This is a genomic window from Stenotrophomonas sp. YJH_SMC_17, assembly GCF_059371655.1.
The window spans coordinates 833,546-850,157 of record NZ_JCAFUU010000001.1 but is presented as its reverse complement, the minus strand read 5'-3'; the positions used below and the strand labels follow the sequence as shown (position 1 = coordinate 850,157).

Sequence of the window (16,612 nt, the reverse complement as noted above, 5' to 3'; positions counted from 1 at the left end):
AGCGCCCCGTCCCTTTTTTGTGGGCGGCGCCCTGACGACCAACGGCCAGCCTTCGCGCAAAAGAAAACCCGCTGCCTGCGCAGCGGGTTTCCGGTCCTGCTCCCTGTTTCCTGTTGCCGGCCAGCGGCCGGCACCGCCGGGTCCGGGGGCGCCGGGCAGGGCCCGGCGCGACCTCAGAACTTGTAGTTCACGCCCAGCATGTAGGTGCGGCCCCACTCGATGTACTCCAGCGGACGGTCCTTGCTGCCGGCGTAGGTGCGGTACGGCTCGTTGGTCAGGTTGCTGCCCTGCAGCAGCAGGGTCAGGCCACGCAGGGCGCTGCTGTCGCTGAAGGTGTAGCTGACCTGCGCATCGGTCACGTTTTCGCCCACCACGTAGCGCAGGCTGCGGTTGCCGTTGAAGTTGCCGATCTCACCGATGAAGTCCGAGCGGCGGCGCTGGCTCACCCGTGCCTCGAAGCCGCTGCGCTCGTAATACGCGGTGAAGTTGTACACGCGCTTGGACAGGCCGGGCAGGCTGATCGGATCGGTGCCCACGCTGGACGCGCTTTCCGGATCCAGGATGGTGATGTCGCTCTTGTTGAACGTCGCGCTGGCCTGCACGCCGAAGCCGCGCAGGGTGTCGGTCAGCATCTCCAGCGGGAACGACGCGGTCAGTTCCAGGCCCTTCAGCGTACCGCCCTTGCCGTTCTGCGGCGCGGAGAAGGTGCCGGTGGTCAGTACCGGTGCGGTCATGCCCGGCGGCGGCACGTAGCTGCCCAGCAGTGCGGTGAAGTCATAGTTGTCGACCGACTGGGTGTAGACGTAGCTCTTCAGGTCCTTGTAGAAGATCGCGGCGGCCACGTAGGCCTTCTCGCCGAAGTACTTCTCATAGGACAGGTCCAGTGCGGTGGCGCGCCACGGGTCCAGCAACGGGTTGCCACCACTGCCGCCAGGGCGGCCGGTGCCGGTATCCACGCCGAATTCCAGGCCGGCACGCATCTGGTCCACGCGCGGGCGTGCGACCTGCTTGGCGGCGGCGAAGCGCAGCGTCTGCTGGTGCGGGAACATGAAGGCCAGGTTCAAGCTCGGCAGCCAGTCGTTGTACTTGCGGCCAGCGGAGTAGGGCTGGATGTTGCTGCCAGCCGGCTGCGAGCTGTCCCAGTAGCGCGAATCCGAGCTCTGGTCGGTGTGCTGCATCTGCACGCCGATGTTGCCGCGCACGCCGACCACGCCGATGTCGGTGTTGATGTTCAGGCGCGCCCAGGCGGTGGTGATCTTTTCCTGCACCGTCCACGACTTGGGAATCAGGTAGTCCAGGTTGTCGACCGGGTTGAAGGTCATGTAGCGACCGACCGCGGCCGGCACGTTCCAGGCCGGGATGGTGCCGAGGCCGGCGAAGCTCAGGTCGACCGGGCGGTACTGCAGGTCCGAGGCGATGTTGGCATCGCCCTGTGCACCGAGCAGGATGTTGCCTTCGGACTGGGTCTTGACCTTGCGGCGGTCGGCGTAGTTCACGCCGATGTCCAGATCCGGCGCCCACGAAGCGATGGCCTCGGGCAGCGCAATCGTCGCGGCCAGCTTGCCGCCCTTCAGGCGGTCTTCCACCTGCGGCACCTTGCCGTAGCCGGAGCCATAGATGGTGTTGGTCAGGAACAGCGCATCGGGATTGGAGTAGTTCAGGCCCGGGCTGATCTGCGAGAAGCCGTTCTGGCGGATCGACACGCCGACCGTATCCAGCTGCGGCATCGGGGTCAGCTGCAGGTTGTTTTCCAGGTTCAGCTCATCGCGCGTGGCCTTGGAGTAGTTCAGGTCGGCGACCAGCTTGACGCCGCTGAAGTTGAACTCGTTGTTCCAGCCGAACGCATCAATCTTGTCCTTGCGCTTGTTGTACATGCCGCGCACCAGCGGGTACACGCCGCTGGCGGTGCCGCCGGTGAACGAACCATTGGCGTTGACCTGCGGGTTGCTGACCAGCAGGCCCGGGGTGTAATTGCCGTTGTAGTTGCTCAGGTTGAGCTCGAACTGGTTGGCGGTATCGACCTGCTCGGCTTCGGTGTGGAATGCATCGAAGGTGCTGGTCCAGCTGTTGTTCGGCCGGAACTGGATCGTGGCCATCACGCCGTCGCGCTTGTTGTTGCCGGTGCGGCGCAGCGCCTTGATGCCGTCGGAGAAATAGGTGCCTGCGCCCACGCCCGGGCGGTCGCCCTTGTCGGTGTGCTCGGTGGTCCACGGCTCGTACAGACCGACCTGGTTCTCCTGGATCGGCATGTCGCTGTGCGCGTAACCGATGGCGATGCCCAGGGTCTTGTCCAGGAACTGATCGATGTAGCTGGCGCTGAAGCGATTGCCGTAGGGATCGACGTTGGCGGCACGGCCGAGCGAGCTCTTCTGGTAGCGCCCACTGACCGCGATCACGCGCTCGCCGAAGCTGAGCGGACGCGCGGTCTGCATGTCGATGGTGCCCGACAGGCCCTGGCCCACCAGCGCGGCATCCGGGGTCTTGTACACGGTCACGCCATTGACCAGCTCGGACGGGTACTGGTCGAACTCGACGCCACGGTTGTCACCGGTGCTGACCACTTCACGGCCGTTGAGCAGGGTGGTGGCGAAGTCCGGTGACAGGCCGCGCACGCTGATCACCTGCGCACGGCCCGCCACGCGCTGCGCGGCCAGGCCGGGCAGGCGCGAGATCGATTCGGCGATGCTGACGTCGGGCAGCTTGCCGATATCCTCGGCGGAGATCGCTTCGACCACCGAGGTGGCGTCCTGCTTGACCGCGATCGCGCTCTCGATGCCGCGGCGGATGCCGGTGACCTGCACCGTATCCAGGTTGGTGGCGGCGGTGCCGGCCGGCGTGGTGGTGCTCTGCGTGGACTGTGCCGACGCCAGCGTGGGCGCCAGCACAACGGCCAGCGCGAGACTCAGCGCACTGCGCTTGTGGTTCAACATTTTCCCCTCCCAGGCAATGTTGTAGATCGATCTGTGAGCGTTCCGGTGGTGCCGTGAACGTGCGACGCGGTGGCCGCTGTCGTCGCCGCTATGGTAGGCAGCGCATTCTTCGCGGGAATCACCCTGCATACGTATTCAATGGTGTTTGCAGGGGTGTAATCGCTTTCAGGTGCATCGTTCCGTAGAGCCGATCCCATGCTCGGCTGCGTTCCGGTGCTGCGCACCGCCACCCGAGCGTGGGCTCGGGTGCTACAGGGGCGCGCAGGCCGGAAAACGTTCAGGGAACAGGCGTGAATCGAACGGCCTGCCCACCGCCCGGCGCCAGCACCAGCGTCAGGGCATCGGCGCTGGTCACCTCGCGGGTTTCGCGGGCGAATGCGAACGGGTTGCTGCGGAAGTCGGCGCCTTCACCATCGCGGTAGATCTCTGCGCGATAGCGCACGCCGGGTTCCAGGAAGCCCAGCGACACCGGCAGCACGCGGCCGTGTTCATCGGTGATGCTGCCGAGGAACCAGTCGCGGCTGTTGCGGTCGCGGCGCACGATCGTCACGTAGTCGCCCACTTCGCCATCGAGCACGCGGCTCTGTTCCCAGTCCACCGCCACGTCTTCGATGAAGCGGAACGCCTCGCGGTGCTGCAGGTAGTGCTCGGGCAGGTCGGCGGCCATCTGGATCGGGCTGTACAGCACCACGTACAGCGCCAGCTGGCGCGCCAGCGTGCTGGGGATGGCCTGGCCGTGGCGGCCCTTCAGGCTGAGGATGCCGGGGGTGTAATCCATCGGCCCGGCCAGCATTCGGGTGAACACCAGGTTGACCTCGTGCTCCGGCGGGTTCGGCGGCTGGCCCCAGGCGTTGTACTCCATGCCGCGCGCGCCTTCGCGCGAGATCCAGTTGGGGTAGGTGCGGCGCAGGCCGGTGTCCTTGATCGGCTCATGCGGGTTCACCGACAGGTGCCGGCGCGCGGCCTCCTGCACCACCTTCAGGTGATGGCGAGCCATGAACTGCCCGTCGTGCCACTCGCGCCAGAGCGGGCCGCCAGCCGGATTTCGCCGGTCGACCTGGCCATCGTCGCAGACGTAGCCGGTCTTGAACTGGTCCACGCCCAGCCGTGCGTACAGGTCCAGCGCGGCGCCCAGCTGGTCCTCGTAGTGCTCGATGGCGCAGCCGGTTTCATGGTGGCCGATCAGATGTACACCCTTTTTCAGGCCATACGCCGACAGCGCTTCAATGTCGAAATCGGGCGTGGCACGGGTGAAATCGAAGTCGTAACCATTGCCGACCCACATGCCGTCCCAGCCGGGGTTCCAGCCTTCCACCAGCACGCCACGGAAGCCGTGGGCAGCGGCGAAATCGATCACCTTCTTCGTCTTGGCGGTGGTGGCCGCATGCTTCGGCCCGGTCGCCCAGCTCTCGTTGTCCAGGTGCATCGACCACCACACCCCGAGGTACTTGGCGGGCTTCACCCAGCTCACGTCGCCCAGTGCGTTGGGCTCGTTGAGGTTGAGGATCAGGTCTGACTCGACCAGCCCGCCTGCGCGGTCAGCAATCTGCAGCGTGCGCCAGGGTGTGGCGAAGGGCAGCGCGCGGCGGACCTTCCAGCCTTCGGCCGAGGGCGAGAGCTGCGCGCGCAGGCGCTGGCCCTCGGTGCGGCGCAGCCACATGCCGGCGTAGTCCACCAGCGCAGCCTCGTGGATCGCCACGTGCAGGCCATCGCGGCTGCGCACGGTCATCGGCGTATGCACCAGCGGCACTTCGCGCAGCGGGGTGCGCTGGTACAGGTACTCGTAATGGATCGGTTCGCCGGCGGGAATCCACCAGGCGGTGGAATCCTGTGCGATGGCAAACTCGGTCAGCTCGTCATCGATGATCGCTTCGCGCAGGTTCGGCTGCTCGGGGAACACGTAGCGGAAGCCGAGGCCGTCGTCGTAGACGCGGAACACCACATCCAGCCGCCGGTTGCTGCCCGTGGTCTCGGCCAGCTGCACGGTCAGCTCGTTGAAGTGGTTGCGGGTGAGACGGCGTTCGCCCCACGGCTGTTCCCAGCGTTCATCGACGTTGCGTTGCTGCCGGCCGATCACCGCGAAATCACGATCCAGGCGGCCATCGCGCAGGGCAAAGCCCAGCTTCGAATCCTCCACCACGGTCTCGCCGAAACGCTCGACGCGATAGCGCGCCGTGCCGCCGTCCAGCATCAGGCTGACCTTGAGCACCTTCCCGGGTGATTCGACGCTGGCGACCTGTGGCGCAGCCTGCGCCAGCGAGGCCACTCCCAACAGGGCCAGGCCGAGCATGTGCGCGAACAGCGCGCGTACAACCATGTGTGGCATCGGCATGTCCCCTCCCAAGGTGCCGTTGGCAGACCCGGACCATAAGCCAGCGCGGCAGGCGCGCTACCGCGCGGCGCCATGAATACGTATGCAGCTGGACGCAGCCGACGGCCCCGCGTCTACCATGGGGCCAAGGCACCCTGAGGGAGGGGCCGTGCCCGCCCGCCGGCAACGACGGTGCGGACCTACAACGCGTGCAGAGAGGGAGGGAGGCCGACGGGCGCAAGCCGGTCCGCCGCTTCGATGCTGAAGATCATTTGCCTGACCGCTGCCCTCGGGGCAGCGCTGGGATCGACCGCGCAGGCGGCCGACCTGCAATTCGACGGCCGCCATGCGCGTGCCGAAGGCGCTGCCAACGGCAGCTTCGTACTTCATGCACCGAAAGGTGAGGTGCGCATTGCCGCCGCACCCATGCGCAGCCAGACCGGCAGCGTGATGTTCGACGCGTTGTTCGCGCTGGCCCAGCAGGAGATGGACCAGGACCGTGTGGACGCGATCCGCGATCCCGCGTTCGACGAAGGCCGGCCGGTGCCGTGCGAGTGCTTCCAGACCGGCGCGCGCTGGCCCTATGTGTGGACCCGCGATGTCAGCTTCGCCGCCGATCTGGCGCTGGCGCGGCTGGACCCGCAACGCACGCGGCAGTCGCTGCAGTTCAAGCTGTCGGCGGCCCGCGATGGTCACACGCCCGGCCTGTTCGTGGCGCAGGACACCGGGTCCGGCGGCAGCTGGCCGATCAGCAGCGACCGCGTGGTGTGGTTCCTGGCCGCGCGCCACCTGCTGGATGATCCGGCGTTTGCCGATCAGGTCTGGCAGGCGCTGCAGGGCACGCTGGCACAGGACCGCGCGATGGTGTTCGACGCGCAGTCGGGCCTGTACCGCGGCGAGACCTCGTTCCTGGACTGGCGCGAGCAGACCTATCCGGACTGGACCCGCGAGGATGTGCGCTTCCTCGGCGATTCCTACGCGCTGTCCACCAACGTGCTGCACTACCAGGCGCTGCGCCTGGCCGAGCAGCTGGCGGCCCAGCGTGGCGACAGCCGTGCGGCCGAATACAAGGCCTGGGCCGATGCGCTGGCGCAGCAGATCGATGTGCGCTTCTGGCGCGAGGACATCGGCCAGTACATGAGCTACATCGGTGAAGCCGCGCATCCTGTGCCGTATGCCAAGCTGGATCTGCTCGGGCTGTCGCTGGGCATCCTCGCCGACGTGCTGCCGCCGGAGCGTGCGCGACGTGCGCTGGCGGCGTACCCGATGGGGCCGGCCGGCAGCCCGGTGGCCTGGCCGCAGGAAGCGCGGCAGCCGATCTACCACAACCGCGCGATCTGGCCGTTCGTCAGTGCCTACTCGCTGCGTGCGGCGCGGCAGCTGGATGATGCGCCACGCATTGCCGCCGAGATCCGCTCGCTGATGCAGGGTGCCGCGCTGGCCGGCTCCAATATGGAAAACTACGAACTGGTCACCCAGGCCGTCCATGTGGATGAAGGCGCACTGAGCGGCCCGGTGGTCAATTCCGAACGGCAGCTGTGGTCGGTGGCGGGGTACCTGTCGATGGTGGTCGAAGGCGTATTCGGCGTGCAGGACGATGGCCGTGTGCAACCCAAGCTGCCGACGGTGCTGGTGCCGGAGCTGTTCGGCACGCAGCGCAGCATCACCCTGGAAGCCAACAACAAGCGCTACGTGCTGGAGCGCCCGCAGACCTTGGGCGACGGCCTGCTGGTGGCGGGCAGCACCACCACGCGCGGCGCGACCACCACGGTGCAGCTGGTCGCTGCACCGGCAGCGGCCGGTGTTGCCATCACGAGCGCGGACGCCAACGCACGCGCGCCGGCCACGCCGGTGGCGCCGCAGGTTCTGCGCAAGGGCGCGGGCTGGGACGTGCAGGTCGCGACGCATCACGTGCTGTGGCAGGACGGCCAGGCGGTCACCGCCAGCAACGGCGCGGTGCGCATCAGCGACGATGGCCTGCAGCACTGCCTCAGCCTGACCCGCCGCGAGGGCGGGCTGGAATCGCTGCACAGCCCGATGGTCTGTGTCGGGCCGGAGCAGCGGCTGAAAGGGGAGCAGCGCTGGCAGTTCACCTCGGCCAAGGCCGGGCACGTACGCCTGCGATTGCGGTACGCCAACCCGAACGGGCCGATCAATACGGGCGTCACCGCTGCTGTGAAGCAGCTGGCGCTGCAGTGCGCGGGCCAGCCGCTGCAACGGCACACGGTTGCACTGCCGCACAGCGTGGCCGTGCAGGATTCCACGGCGGCGACGTTCGCGGTACCCAAGGGGCCGTGCACGGTCACGCTTGAAGAGGGTTTCAACATGAGCGCGCTTGAACACTTCGCGCATTACACCGGTGGCAAGGGCGGGCGCGACGGTATGCTGAATCGGGCGCAGGTGCAGGCATTGAAAGTGGCGCAGGTGGCCGTGGAAGAGGGCGCACGATGAATCGTCCCGCCAAGCCACAGCTGTCGTTCTGGCAGATCTGGAACATGTGTTTCGGCTTCCTCGGCATCCAGTTCGGTTTCGCGCTGCAGAACGCCAATGCCAGCCGCATTTTCGAGACGCTGGGCGCGGACATTGATGCAGTGCCCGGGCTGTGGATCGCCGCGCCGCTCACCGGCCTGCTGGTGCAGCCGGTGATCGGCTACCTGTCCGACCGTACCTGGACGCGCTGGGGCCGCCGCCGTCCGTTCTTCATGATCGGCGCGGTGCTGACCACGCTGGCCCTGCTGGTGATGCCCAACTCGCCGACGCTGTGGATGGCCGCCGGCACGCTGTGGGTGCTGGATGCTTCCATCAACGTGTCAATGGAACCGTTCCGCGCCTTTGTGGGCGACCAGTTGGCACCGCGCCAGCGGCCCACTGGCTATGCCATGCAGAGCTTCTTCATCGGCGTGGGCGCGATCGTCGCCAGCTTCCTGCCGTTCATCCTCGCCCACTTCGGCGTGGCCAATACGGCCGCTGCCGGTGAAGTGCCGGACACCGTGCGCTATGCGTTCTACTTCGGCGCGATGGTGCTGCTGGCGGCGATCAGCTGGACGGTGTTCAGCACGCGGGAGTATTCGCCGGCACAGCTGGCTGCATTCGATGATGCCGAGCCACCCTCGCACCATGCCGCGCGCGCGGTCAGCGGACCGGCACCGTGGATGCAGGTGGCGCTGTGGCTGGGGCTGGGCGCGCTGCTGGCCCTGCTGATCGCCTGGCGCCAGGGTGACAGGATGCTGTATGTGCTGGCGGGGCTGTGCGCAGGCTACGGCCTGCTGCTGGCCTTGGCCCGCGCGCTGCCTGGCACCCATATGCTGGCCGCCATCGTCGGCGACCTGCGGGCGATGCCGGTGACCATGCGCCGGCTGGCCTGGGTGCAGTTCTTCTCGTGGTTCGCGCTGTTCGCCATGTGGATCTACACCACCGCGGCGGTGGCCGGTGTCCACTTCGGTTCGGCCGACCCGAAGACGGCGGCCTACAACGAGGGCGCCAACTGGGTGGGCGTACTGTTCGGCGCCTACAACGGCTTCGCTGCGTTGGCCGCGGTACTGATTCCACCGATGGTGCGTACCATCGGCCTGCGCTGGAGCCACCTGGTCAACCTGTGGTTGGGTGGCGCCGGTCTGGTCTCGCTGATGTTCATCCGCGATCCGCACTGGCTGCTGCTGTCGATGGTCGGCGTCGGCTTCGCCTGGGCGTCGATCCTCTCACTGCCCTACGCACTGCTGTCCGACAGCGTGCCGGCGTCGAAGATGGGCGTGTACATGGGCATCTTCAATTTCTTCATCGTGATCCCGCAACTGGTCGCCGCCAGCGCGCTCGGCTTTGCGCTGCGGGCGTGGCTGGGCGGCCAGCCGATGCATGTGCTGGTACTGGGCGGCTGCAGCCTGTTCGTCGCCGGCCTGTGCGTGCTGCGGGTTCCGTCCCGTCCGGAGGTGGTGTGATGCGTGCTGCGTTGGCTGTTGCTGTTTCCCTTGCCCTGTTCGCTGGCCAGGCCGTGGCCACTCCGCGCCCGGACTACGTTGGTACCACCGAGCCGTTCGCCAGCGATGCGGTGTACTTCGTGGTCACAGACCGCTTCGTCAACGGCGATCCCTCCAACGATCACCGCGACCAGGGTGGCAAGCACCGCACCTTCGATATCTCGGTGCCGTGCCCGGACAAGGTGGACGGCAACATCGGCTACCTCGGCGGTGACTTCCGCGGCGTGCTCGACAACGCGCAGTACATCCGCAACCTCGGCTTCGGCGCGGTGTGGATCACGCCGATCGTGGACAATCCGGACGAGGCGTTCACCGGCAGCAAGCCGATCAGCTGCACCAGCACGCTGACCGACCGTGGCAAGACCGGGTACCACGGCTACTGGGGCATCAACTTCTACACACTCGACGAGCACCTGCCGAGCAAGGATCTGGACTTCGCCGGCCTGACCAAGGGCCTGCACGGCGCCGGCCTGAAGGTGGTGCTGGACATCGTTGGCAACCATGGCTCGCCAGCCTGGACCATGCCGACGCGGCAGCCGCAGTTCGGCCAGATCTTCGACAAGGATGGAACGCTGATTGCCGACCACCAGAACCTGCCGCCGCAGAAGCTGGATCCGAAGCACAACCCGCTGCACGCGTTCTACAACAACATCGGTCCGGTTGACAGCAAGGACGGCTCGATCTTCGACGGCAACCTGGCCGAGCTGTCCGACTTCAACCAGGACAATCCGGCGGTGATGGACTACCTGGTCGGTGCCTATCTGCAATGGACCGCGCAGGGCGTGGACGCGCTGCGCATCGATACCATCGGCTGGCTGCCGCACCCGTGGTGGCATGAATTCGTCAGCCGCATCCGCGCCGAGCACCCGGGCATGTTCATGTTCGGCGAAGCGTTCGACTACGATGCCGCGCGCATCGCCGAGCACACCTGGCCGGCCAATGCGAACGTGAGCGTGCTCGACTTCCCGTTGCGCGGTGCTCTGGAGCAGACCTTCGGCACCGCCGGCAAGGGCTTTGAGACGCTGGCCGAGCCGCTGCACCTGAGCGGTGGCCCGTATGCCAATCCGTACGAGCTGATGAGCTTCTACGACAACCACGACATGCCGCGCCTGCAGGCCAGTGACAACGGCTTCATCGACGCGCACAACTGGCTGTTCACCGCGCGCGGCATCCCGGTGGTCTATTACGGTTCGGAAACCGGCTTCATGCGCGGCCGCGCCGAACATGCCGGCAACCGCGCCTACTTCGGCCAGCAGCGCGTGCACGCTGCACCGCAGAGCCCGATCTTCGCGCCGCTGCAGCGCATCGCCAAGCTGCGTGAGGCGACCCCGGCATTGCAGCGCGGCCTGCAGGTGAACGAGCGGCTGCAGGGCGATGAGGCGGTGTTCCTGCGCGTTCTGCAGCATGGCGATGTGGCTCAGACGGCGCTGGTGCTGCTGAACAAGGGCGATGCGGCGCGCACCTTCGAAGTGGAGCGCTACCTGCAGGCCGGCACGTGGCGTGATGCGCTGGGTGGCGGCGAGCTGAAGGTCAAACGTACGCTGAAGGTGGAGGTGCCGGCGCACGGCGTGAAGGTGTACGTGCTGGATGCGCCGGTGCAGCAGCCGGCCCTGCAGGCCGAGCTGGACAAAGCAGTGGCTGACCAGCAGGCGCGGGACCAGCGGTTGAAGCGGTAGTGCCGGCCGCTGGCCCGCAGCTCCAGATCATTGGCAGATGCAACTGCCGGCCAGCGGCCGGTACTTCGGCAAGGATGGGCTGAATGATGCGACGTTTACTGATTCCACTCTGTGCTGGTGCGGCCACCGGAGGACTGATCGCCGCCGTGACCTTCCCGTGGCTGGCGCGTACCGCCGCCATCGCGATGCCGCGCAGCTTCAATGTGGGCCTGTGGGACGCGCTGGTGGTGTTCGGCCTCGGCGCCAGCCTGGTGGCGTTCCCGCTGATGCTGCTGGCCCTGCGCCTGGCCAGCGCACGCGGCACGGGTGTGGTAGCAATGCTGGTGGCGGCCTTGCTGGCGCTCGTTGCGGGACTGGCCGCGATGGATGCGCTGCAGGGCGGCGGCAGCGTGTTGATGGCGTGGGCCGCGGGCATGCTGCTGGCTGCACTGGTTCACCGGTACTGGCGGCGTTCCGGCCAGCCCCCGCTGCAGGCACATGCCCGGTAGAGCCAGGCCATGCCGGGCTGAAATCCGGTAGCGCCGGGCCATGCCCGGCGGGAGCCCCGTGCAAGCAGTCGAGCAAGCTCGACTCTACAATAGGCCTCCCCCGAAACCTGCCGTACCGCCATGACCGACCTCGCCCCGCAGACCCCGATCGAAACCCTGCTGAAGGCCGCCATGGACGGGGCGGTGCCGATCCGCGCCTTCATGGAAGCCTTCGTGGCGTCCGAAGTGGTGCTGTTGACCGGCAGCCTGGTCACCCCTGACGGCAGCGGTTTTGACCCGCTGCTGTTCGACAAGCAGGGCACCCTGCACGTGGCTGTGTTCACCGATCCGGCGCGGGTCGGCATCCATTCCCAGCAGGCCCCGCACCAGATCCGCTGGCTGATGCTGGACGTGCTGCGCCGCGTGCCGGGTGGCTACGGCGTGGTGGTCAATCCCGGTACGACGCTCAGCTTCGAGATTTCCGCCAGCGGCGTGGGCGAGATCCTGAAGGACTTCGCGCAGGGGTGAGCAGGGTCTCCGGCATGGACTCGATGGCACGCGCTGCCGCCCACCACGAACGGCGGGCTGCCATCTGGCTGGCAACCGGCGTGGCGCTGTCGATGGTGATCGGGCTGACGCTTGCATTCGGCTTCGATATCGATGACAGCCCCGCACCGCTGCTGGCATGGTTGGGCAGCTGGGGAGCAGCTTGGCATCTGTACCAGCGTGCGCGATTGCAGGGGCGCCGGGCGTGGTTGCTGGGTGGCTTCGCCATGCTGGGGCCAGTGCCAGCAATCCTGGTCCATCTCTGGTTGCGCAGGTCGTAGTGCCGTGTCTCGCCCCGCACCAGGGGGACGTTTGCCGAGCATGGTGTGGCGTTCCACAATGGTGACATCGGGCCCACAGGGAAGACTGTCCATGGAACTGGAAGCTGCACCCGCACCGCGCCATTCCCGCTCCGCGCTGATCTTCCTGGTCGCGGCCATCGTTGCCGCACTGCTGGCCCTGCCGTTGCTGCGCGCCGTCGGCATGGCGCAGTGGCCGGTGTTCGCCATCGCCTGGTTCATCAACCTGGGTGCGGCCTGGCATCTCGGCCAATGGGCGCGGCAGCAGGGTCGGGCTGCCTGGGCCTTCGGTGGGCCTGCGCTGCTGGGTACGGTCGCCTCGATCGTCGTGTACGTGCTGCTGGCGTTGCTCGGGCCGAAGCGCGGGACATCGCCGCGAGGGTGATGCGGGGAAGCCCTGCCAGGCATGGCCTGGCACTACTGGAATCAGTTCGGGCCGAAGCGCGGGGCATCGCCACGGGAATCAATCCGGATAGTAGAGCAGGGCGGAGCCCTTGGTCAGGGCCTCTTCGTAGAACCCGGCGAAGCCACGGTAGGCATCGGTGTCCAGCACATCCACCTGCAAGCGGCCGCAGCGCAGGTCGCTGATCTCATCAAAGCCGAATCGTGCGCATTCGGCCTGGGCCAGGTCGAACGCATCGCGCGCTTCGTCCTGGCGCAGGAACAGCATGGCTCTATGCAACGCGCCTGCTTCCGGCGCATTCCATTCGAGTTCGGACGCGCCTGCATAGCGGCCCGTAAAGCCATAGACCATCACGATCACGTGTCAACTCCAGGCAGGACGGCGGTGGTACCGGGCATGCGGCCCGGCACCACCACCTGCATCACATCGAAACCTTCTTGCGGTTGTCGTCGCTGACGCGGTCGATCAGCTTGTTGTACGGATCAAACCCGGCCTCGTCCGGCTTGCTGTCCACCGTCACCGTGATGGTGGGCTCGGCCGTGGTCACATGGTGGCGTTGCAGGTACAGCACCTTCTGGTCGCGTTCCTTGCCCGACGGCCCGTTGGCGAACACGCCGATTTCGATCCAGTCATCCATGCTGCCATCGCTCTCCTGGCCCTTGCCGTCGGCGTACTGCTTGGCTGCGTGCAGGACCAGTGTCACGTCGTAGCGACCGTCCTCGCGCTTGCGCGCGCTCGCGGACATCACCCGGTTGTCGTAGAAGCTGATCTTCTCGAACAGGTCGGTGACCAGCGCCTGGCGATCTGCCGGCGTTTCGGCGCGGATGTAGTCGAGCAGTTCGCGCGAGGTGGTGTACGGCGGCTGCTGGTAGCCCTTGTCCTGCAGGAAGCGCTTCAATGCTCGGTTCAGGGCCTGCTCGCCGATCTCCTCGCGCAGCCGGTAGAACACCAGCGATCCCTTCTGGTAGTGGATGTACTGCTGGTTCTCCACGCGCTCCAGCGGCTGTTCCTCGATGGCCTCGCCGCCGCGCCCGGACAGGTAGCCATCCAGCTCGCGCTTGAGGAACTGGCGCATGTGCTGGCGGCCGTACTCCTGCTCCATCACCATCAATGCCGAGTACTGCGACAGCGACTCGGACAGCACCGTGGCGCCCTGCACGTTGGCACCGATCACCTGGTGCGCCCACCACTGGTGGGCAACTTCATGGGCGGTCACGTAGAACACGTAATCCACCTTGTCCGGATCACGCAGGTCGGCGATGAAGCCGATGGCCTCGGAATAGGGAATGGTGTTGGCGAAGGACTGCGCGAAGCGGGCATAGCCGGGGAATTCGATGATGCGCACCTGGCGATGCTGGTAAGGCGTGAAGTTCGCTTCGTAGTAGGCCAGCGACTTCTGCACGGCTTCAATCATCCGGTCCACGTTGTAGCCGTGCGCCGGGTCGAAGTAGACCTCGATCGGGATGTCCTTGTACCTGGCCCTGCGCACTTCCCAGCGCGCCGACAGGTAGGCATAGAAGTTCAGCATCGGCCGGTCCATGGCATAGCTGAAGCAGCGGCGGCCATTGACCGTGGTTTCGTGCTGCAGGTAGCCCGGGGCCAGCGCCACCTGGTCCGGCGCGGTGCAGACCGTGGTGCGGAAGTCGAGCCAGTTGGCATCGTTGGACACATAGGTGTTGGCGCGCGCGGCCTCGTCTTCCAGCTTGGGCATGCGCCGTGGTTCACCCAGACCGCGCTTGCGCCGCTCATTGCGGTCGCTGATCTCGGCACCTTCGTTGTAGCCGAAGGACGGCAGCACGCGGCTGTTGAAGAACGTGCCGTTGTCCACGATGTTGCTCGGTGCCTGGCCGGCGGTGATGCCGTCGGGCTTCTGCATCACCCGGAAGTGCACGTCGCGGGTTTCACCCGGTTGCAGCGGCGCCTGCAGGCGGTAGATGCGGTAGCCAAGATCGGCGTCGTGCATCGACTGGGTCTGCCCACCCAGATCGACGGCGAGCAGTTGCTTGTCATCTCCCATCGAGACGTGCACGTCCTGGATCGGGACGGCATGGGTGTTGCGCACCTTCCAGTGGGCGTCGATCACCATGGACTGCGATTCGGGGAAGAGGTCCACGCGGTTGTCCACCGCCACGATGCGCGGCTGCGGCAGCGTGCGGTATCTGGACAGCTCGCGCTCGTAGCGGGCCTGCAGGTCCAGCTGCTGGTCCGGGGAAAGGAACTCGTTGCGGATGTTGGTGCTCCAGTACAACCAGCCACCCACGACGACGAACGCCAGCGCGGCCACCGCGGCGAAGGCACCGGTCGGACCGCGCAGGCGCCGGCCGGCCAAGGCCAGGCGCTGGCGGAGGCCCTGGCTGACACCGCGTACCCAGAAGGCCGAGGCCAGGCACATCAACGCAAGCAGGAACAGCGCCCAATAGCCCTGGAATGCCAGTTGCCCGGCCAGGAAGTGGCCGTAGCCGTTCATGTCCGAATAGGGGGCATTGGGCCAGCTGCCGAAGTTGTAGATGTTCTGCGTGTAGTCCAGCATGCCCAGCACGCCCTGGCCGATCATGACGATGATCAGCAGTGCATAGCCGACGAACTTGTTGTTGGTGAGCACCTGCAGCACCAGCGCCAGGCCACCCATCAGGATGTAGACCACCGAATCCAGTGCCAGGCTGCGCAGGTACAGCAGTGGCTCCAGGTGGGTGTAGCCCTTGGCCAGCTGCACGCCCATCGCCGCCAGCGCGCCAGCAGCCTGGAAACAGGCGATCACTGCCAGCAGCGCGGTGAACTTGGCCAGCAGCGGTACCCAGTTCGGCACGGGCATGGCGTCGGTCACTTCATTGATGTGTGCACCGCGTTCCTTCCAGACCAGCTCGCCGGCGAAGAACAGCACGATGATCACCAGCAACCAGCTGAAGGCGCCCTGCAGAGCCATGACCATCTGCGAGGTGACCGGCCAGATCGAAGTGCCGTACAGCGTCTGCCGGAACAGTGCGCTGGGCAGGAAGTTGGCCAGGCCCAGCACCAGCAGCACGATGAACGGCACGCTGCGCAGCACGCCGCGCGTATCGAAGCGGACCTGGCGCAGGAACTGCTGCCACGCCGTGCCCGCGGTGAACACCGGTACCACCCGCGGCAGGGGCACGCGGGTGGGGCGGACGGCCCCCGCATCGGCGGCCGGCAGCGCTTGCCTGCGGCCCCAGCGGCGGCGGCCGCTGCCACTGCGTTCGGTACGGAACAGGGCAAACGTGGCGGCGAACAGTGCTGCCGCCACGCCCAGCCACAGGGCGCGGTTGGCCAGCAGGTAGCCGGCCAGTTCGGGGATGCCGCTGTTGCGTTCGGCGGTGGACCAGTAGCGGATGGTACGGCCCAGCGCACGCATGCCCAGCGGCTCGCTCAGCACCGCGATCCAGGTGTTGTCGATGTCACGCAGCAGGGCGGCGCTGGCACCGTAGAGCACCAGGTAGGCCACCAGGCCGATGTACACCCAGAGGATCGAGCGGGTCAGCGCCGCCAGCAGCGACAGCAGTGCGGTGGTGAACAGCAGGTTCGGAATGACGATGACCGCGAACGTCCAGGCATAGCCCTGCCAGCTGATCGGCCCCATGCGTTCGGGATCGACCCATGGCATGAACGGTGCCAGCCACACGCCGAACGCAATGATGATGTAGACCAGCAGCCCGGCCGCCAGAGCCGCGGCGATGCGACCGGCCAGGTAGTCGCGACGCTTCACCGGGCTGGCGAAGATCAGTTCGGCAGTGCCCAGTTCGAAGTCACGCAGCAACGCGTTGCTGACGAACAGCGCGTTCACCAGCATCCCCAGCAGGGTGAAGATGCCGAGCATCTGCGCGATCACCGTCGGCGCATTGCTGTGCACGTTGCCGCTGCCGCCACCGATCTGCACCGCATCGCTGGAGGCGGCGGCGAAGGCGAGCAGGGCGAACAGCCCGGCCAGCAGCCACAGCAGGGGAGAACGCAGCTGCTCGCGCAGCTCGAAGCGGAAGAAATTGAGGATCAT

The 16,612-nt window shown here is 66.7% G+C and carries 11 protein-coding genes; 7 read left to right on the top strand and 4 right to left on the bottom strand.

Annotation, left to right across the window (positions count from 1 at the left end; all coding sequences use genetic code 11):
* Nucleotides 1-173 precede the first annotated feature (173 nt).
* Nucleotides 174-2,930: a TonB-dependent receptor gene (locus AC5P8Z_RS03990; protein ID WP_286071175.1), complete on the bottom strand. Its 2,757-nt coding sequence runs from the start codon at nucleotides 2,928-2,930 to the stop codon at nucleotides 174-176.
* A gap of 277 nt (nucleotides 2,931-3,207) precedes the next feature.
* The gene (locus AC5P8Z_RS03985) at nucleotides 3,208-5,262 is read right to left on the bottom strand and encodes a glycoside hydrolase family 97 protein (protein WP_495228195.1); all 2,055 of its coding nucleotides are present in this window, start codon (nucleotides 5,260-5,262) and stop codon (nucleotides 3,208-3,210) included.
* 237 nt (nucleotides 5,263-5,499) lie between these two features.
* Between AC5P8Z_RS03985 and AC5P8Z_RS03980 the strand changes: the two genes are divergently transcribed.
* The 7 genes from AC5P8Z_RS03980 (at nucleotide 5,500) to AC5P8Z_RS03950 (ending at nucleotide 12,588) form a co-directional block, all read left to right on the top strand.
* Nucleotides 5,500-7,692 (top strand): glucosidase family protein, encoded by a 2,193-nt coding sequence (locus tag AC5P8Z_RS03980; RefSeq protein WP_495228193.1) that lies wholly within the window; start codon nucleotides 5,500-5,502, stop codon nucleotides 7,690-7,692.
* Nucleotides 7,689-9,176, top strand: a complete 1,488-nt coding sequence (locus tag AC5P8Z_RS03975; protein ID WP_295565497.1) for an MFS transporter — start codon at nucleotides 7,689-7,691, stop codon at nucleotides 9,174-9,176. The genes AC5P8Z_RS03980 and AC5P8Z_RS03975 overlap by 4 nt, the downstream gene beginning before the upstream one ends.
* Nucleotides 9,176-10,891, top strand: a complete 1,716-nt coding sequence (locus AC5P8Z_RS03970) for an alpha-amylase family glycosyl hydrolase (RefSeq protein WP_495228191.1) — start codon at nucleotides 9,176-9,178, stop codon at nucleotides 10,889-10,891. The genes AC5P8Z_RS03975 and AC5P8Z_RS03970 overlap by 1 nt, the downstream gene beginning before the upstream one ends.
* An 83-nt stretch (nucleotides 10,892-10,974) precedes the next feature.
* On the top strand, nucleotides 10,975-11,379 hold the full coding sequence (locus tag AC5P8Z_RS03965; protein WP_495228189.1) for a hypothetical protein: 405 nt from the start codon (nucleotides 10,975-10,977) through the stop codon (nucleotides 11,377-11,379).
* 120 nt (nucleotides 11,380-11,499) lie between these two features.
* On the top strand, nucleotides 11,500-11,886 hold the full coding sequence (locus tag AC5P8Z_RS03960) for an SseB family protein (RefSeq protein ID WP_495228188.1): 387 nt from the start codon (nucleotides 11,500-11,502) through the stop codon (nucleotides 11,884-11,886).
* Nucleotides 11,883-12,185, top strand: a complete 303-nt coding sequence (locus AC5P8Z_RS03955) for a hypothetical protein (protein ID WP_495228186.1) — start codon at nucleotides 11,883-11,885, stop codon at nucleotides 12,183-12,185. The genes AC5P8Z_RS03960 and AC5P8Z_RS03955 overlap by 4 nt, the downstream gene beginning before the upstream one ends.
* 91 nt (nucleotides 12,186-12,276) lie before the next feature.
* Nucleotides 12,277-12,588, top strand: coding sequence for a hypothetical protein (locus AC5P8Z_RS03950; protein ID WP_495228185.1), 312 nt, complete (start codon nucleotides 12,277-12,279; stop codon nucleotides 12,586-12,588).
* A gap of 78 nt (nucleotides 12,589-12,666) precedes the next feature.
* Here AC5P8Z_RS03950 and AC5P8Z_RS03945 read toward each other — a convergent pair whose 3' ends face one another.
* Together AC5P8Z_RS03945 and AC5P8Z_RS03940 are read right to left on the bottom strand one after the other, a co-directional pair.
* Nucleotides 12,667-12,966, bottom strand: a complete 300-nt coding sequence (locus AC5P8Z_RS03945; RefSeq protein ID WP_495228183.1) for a hypothetical protein — start codon at nucleotides 12,964-12,966, stop codon at nucleotides 12,667-12,669.
* A 61-nt stretch (nucleotides 12,967-13,027) separates the two neighbouring features.
* Nucleotides 13,028-16,612 carry a M1 family aminopeptidase gene (locus tag AC5P8Z_RS03940; RefSeq protein ID WP_495228181.1) on the bottom strand — a complete coding sequence of 1,195 codons (3,585 nt, stop codon included), beginning with the start codon at nucleotides 16,610-16,612 and terminating at the stop codon, nucleotides 13,028-13,030.

Bases quoted from the DNA above. Each gene is read 5' to 3' on its own strand.
- AC5P8Z_RS03980 (WP_495228193.1), top strand. From the start codon at position 5,500: ATGCTGAAGATCATTTGCCTGACCGCTGCCCTCGGGGCAGCGCTGGGA.
- AC5P8Z_RS03940 (WP_495228181.1), bottom strand. From the start codon at position 16,612: ATGATCCTCAATTTCTTCCGCTTCGAGCTGCGCGAGCAGCTGCGTTCT.
- AC5P8Z_RS03970 (WP_495228191.1), top strand. From the start codon at position 9,176: ATGCGTGCTGCGTTGGCTGTTGCTGTTTCCCTTGCCCTGTTCGCTGGC.
- AC5P8Z_RS03960 (WP_495228188.1), top strand. From the start codon at position 11,500: ATGACCGACCTCGCCCCGCAGACCCCGATCGAAACCCTGCTGAAGGCC.
- AC5P8Z_RS03965 (WP_495228189.1), top strand. From the start codon at position 10,975: ATGATGCGACGTTTACTGATTCCACTCTGTGCTGGTGCGGCCACCGGA.
- AC5P8Z_RS03990 (WP_286071175.1), bottom strand. From the start codon at position 2,930: ATGTTGAACCACAAGCGCAGTGCGCTGAGTCTCGCGCTGGCCGTTGTG.
- AC5P8Z_RS03985 (WP_495228195.1), bottom strand. From the start codon at position 5,262: ATGCCGATGCCACACATGGTTGTACGCGCGCTGTTCGCGCACATGCTC.
- AC5P8Z_RS03975 (WP_295565497.1), top strand. From the start codon at position 7,689: ATGAATCGTCCCGCCAAGCCACAGCTGTCGTTCTGGCAGATCTGGAAC.
- AC5P8Z_RS03950 (WP_495228185.1), top strand. From the start codon at position 12,277: ATGGAACTGGAAGCTGCACCCGCACCGCGCCATTCCCGCTCCGCGCTG.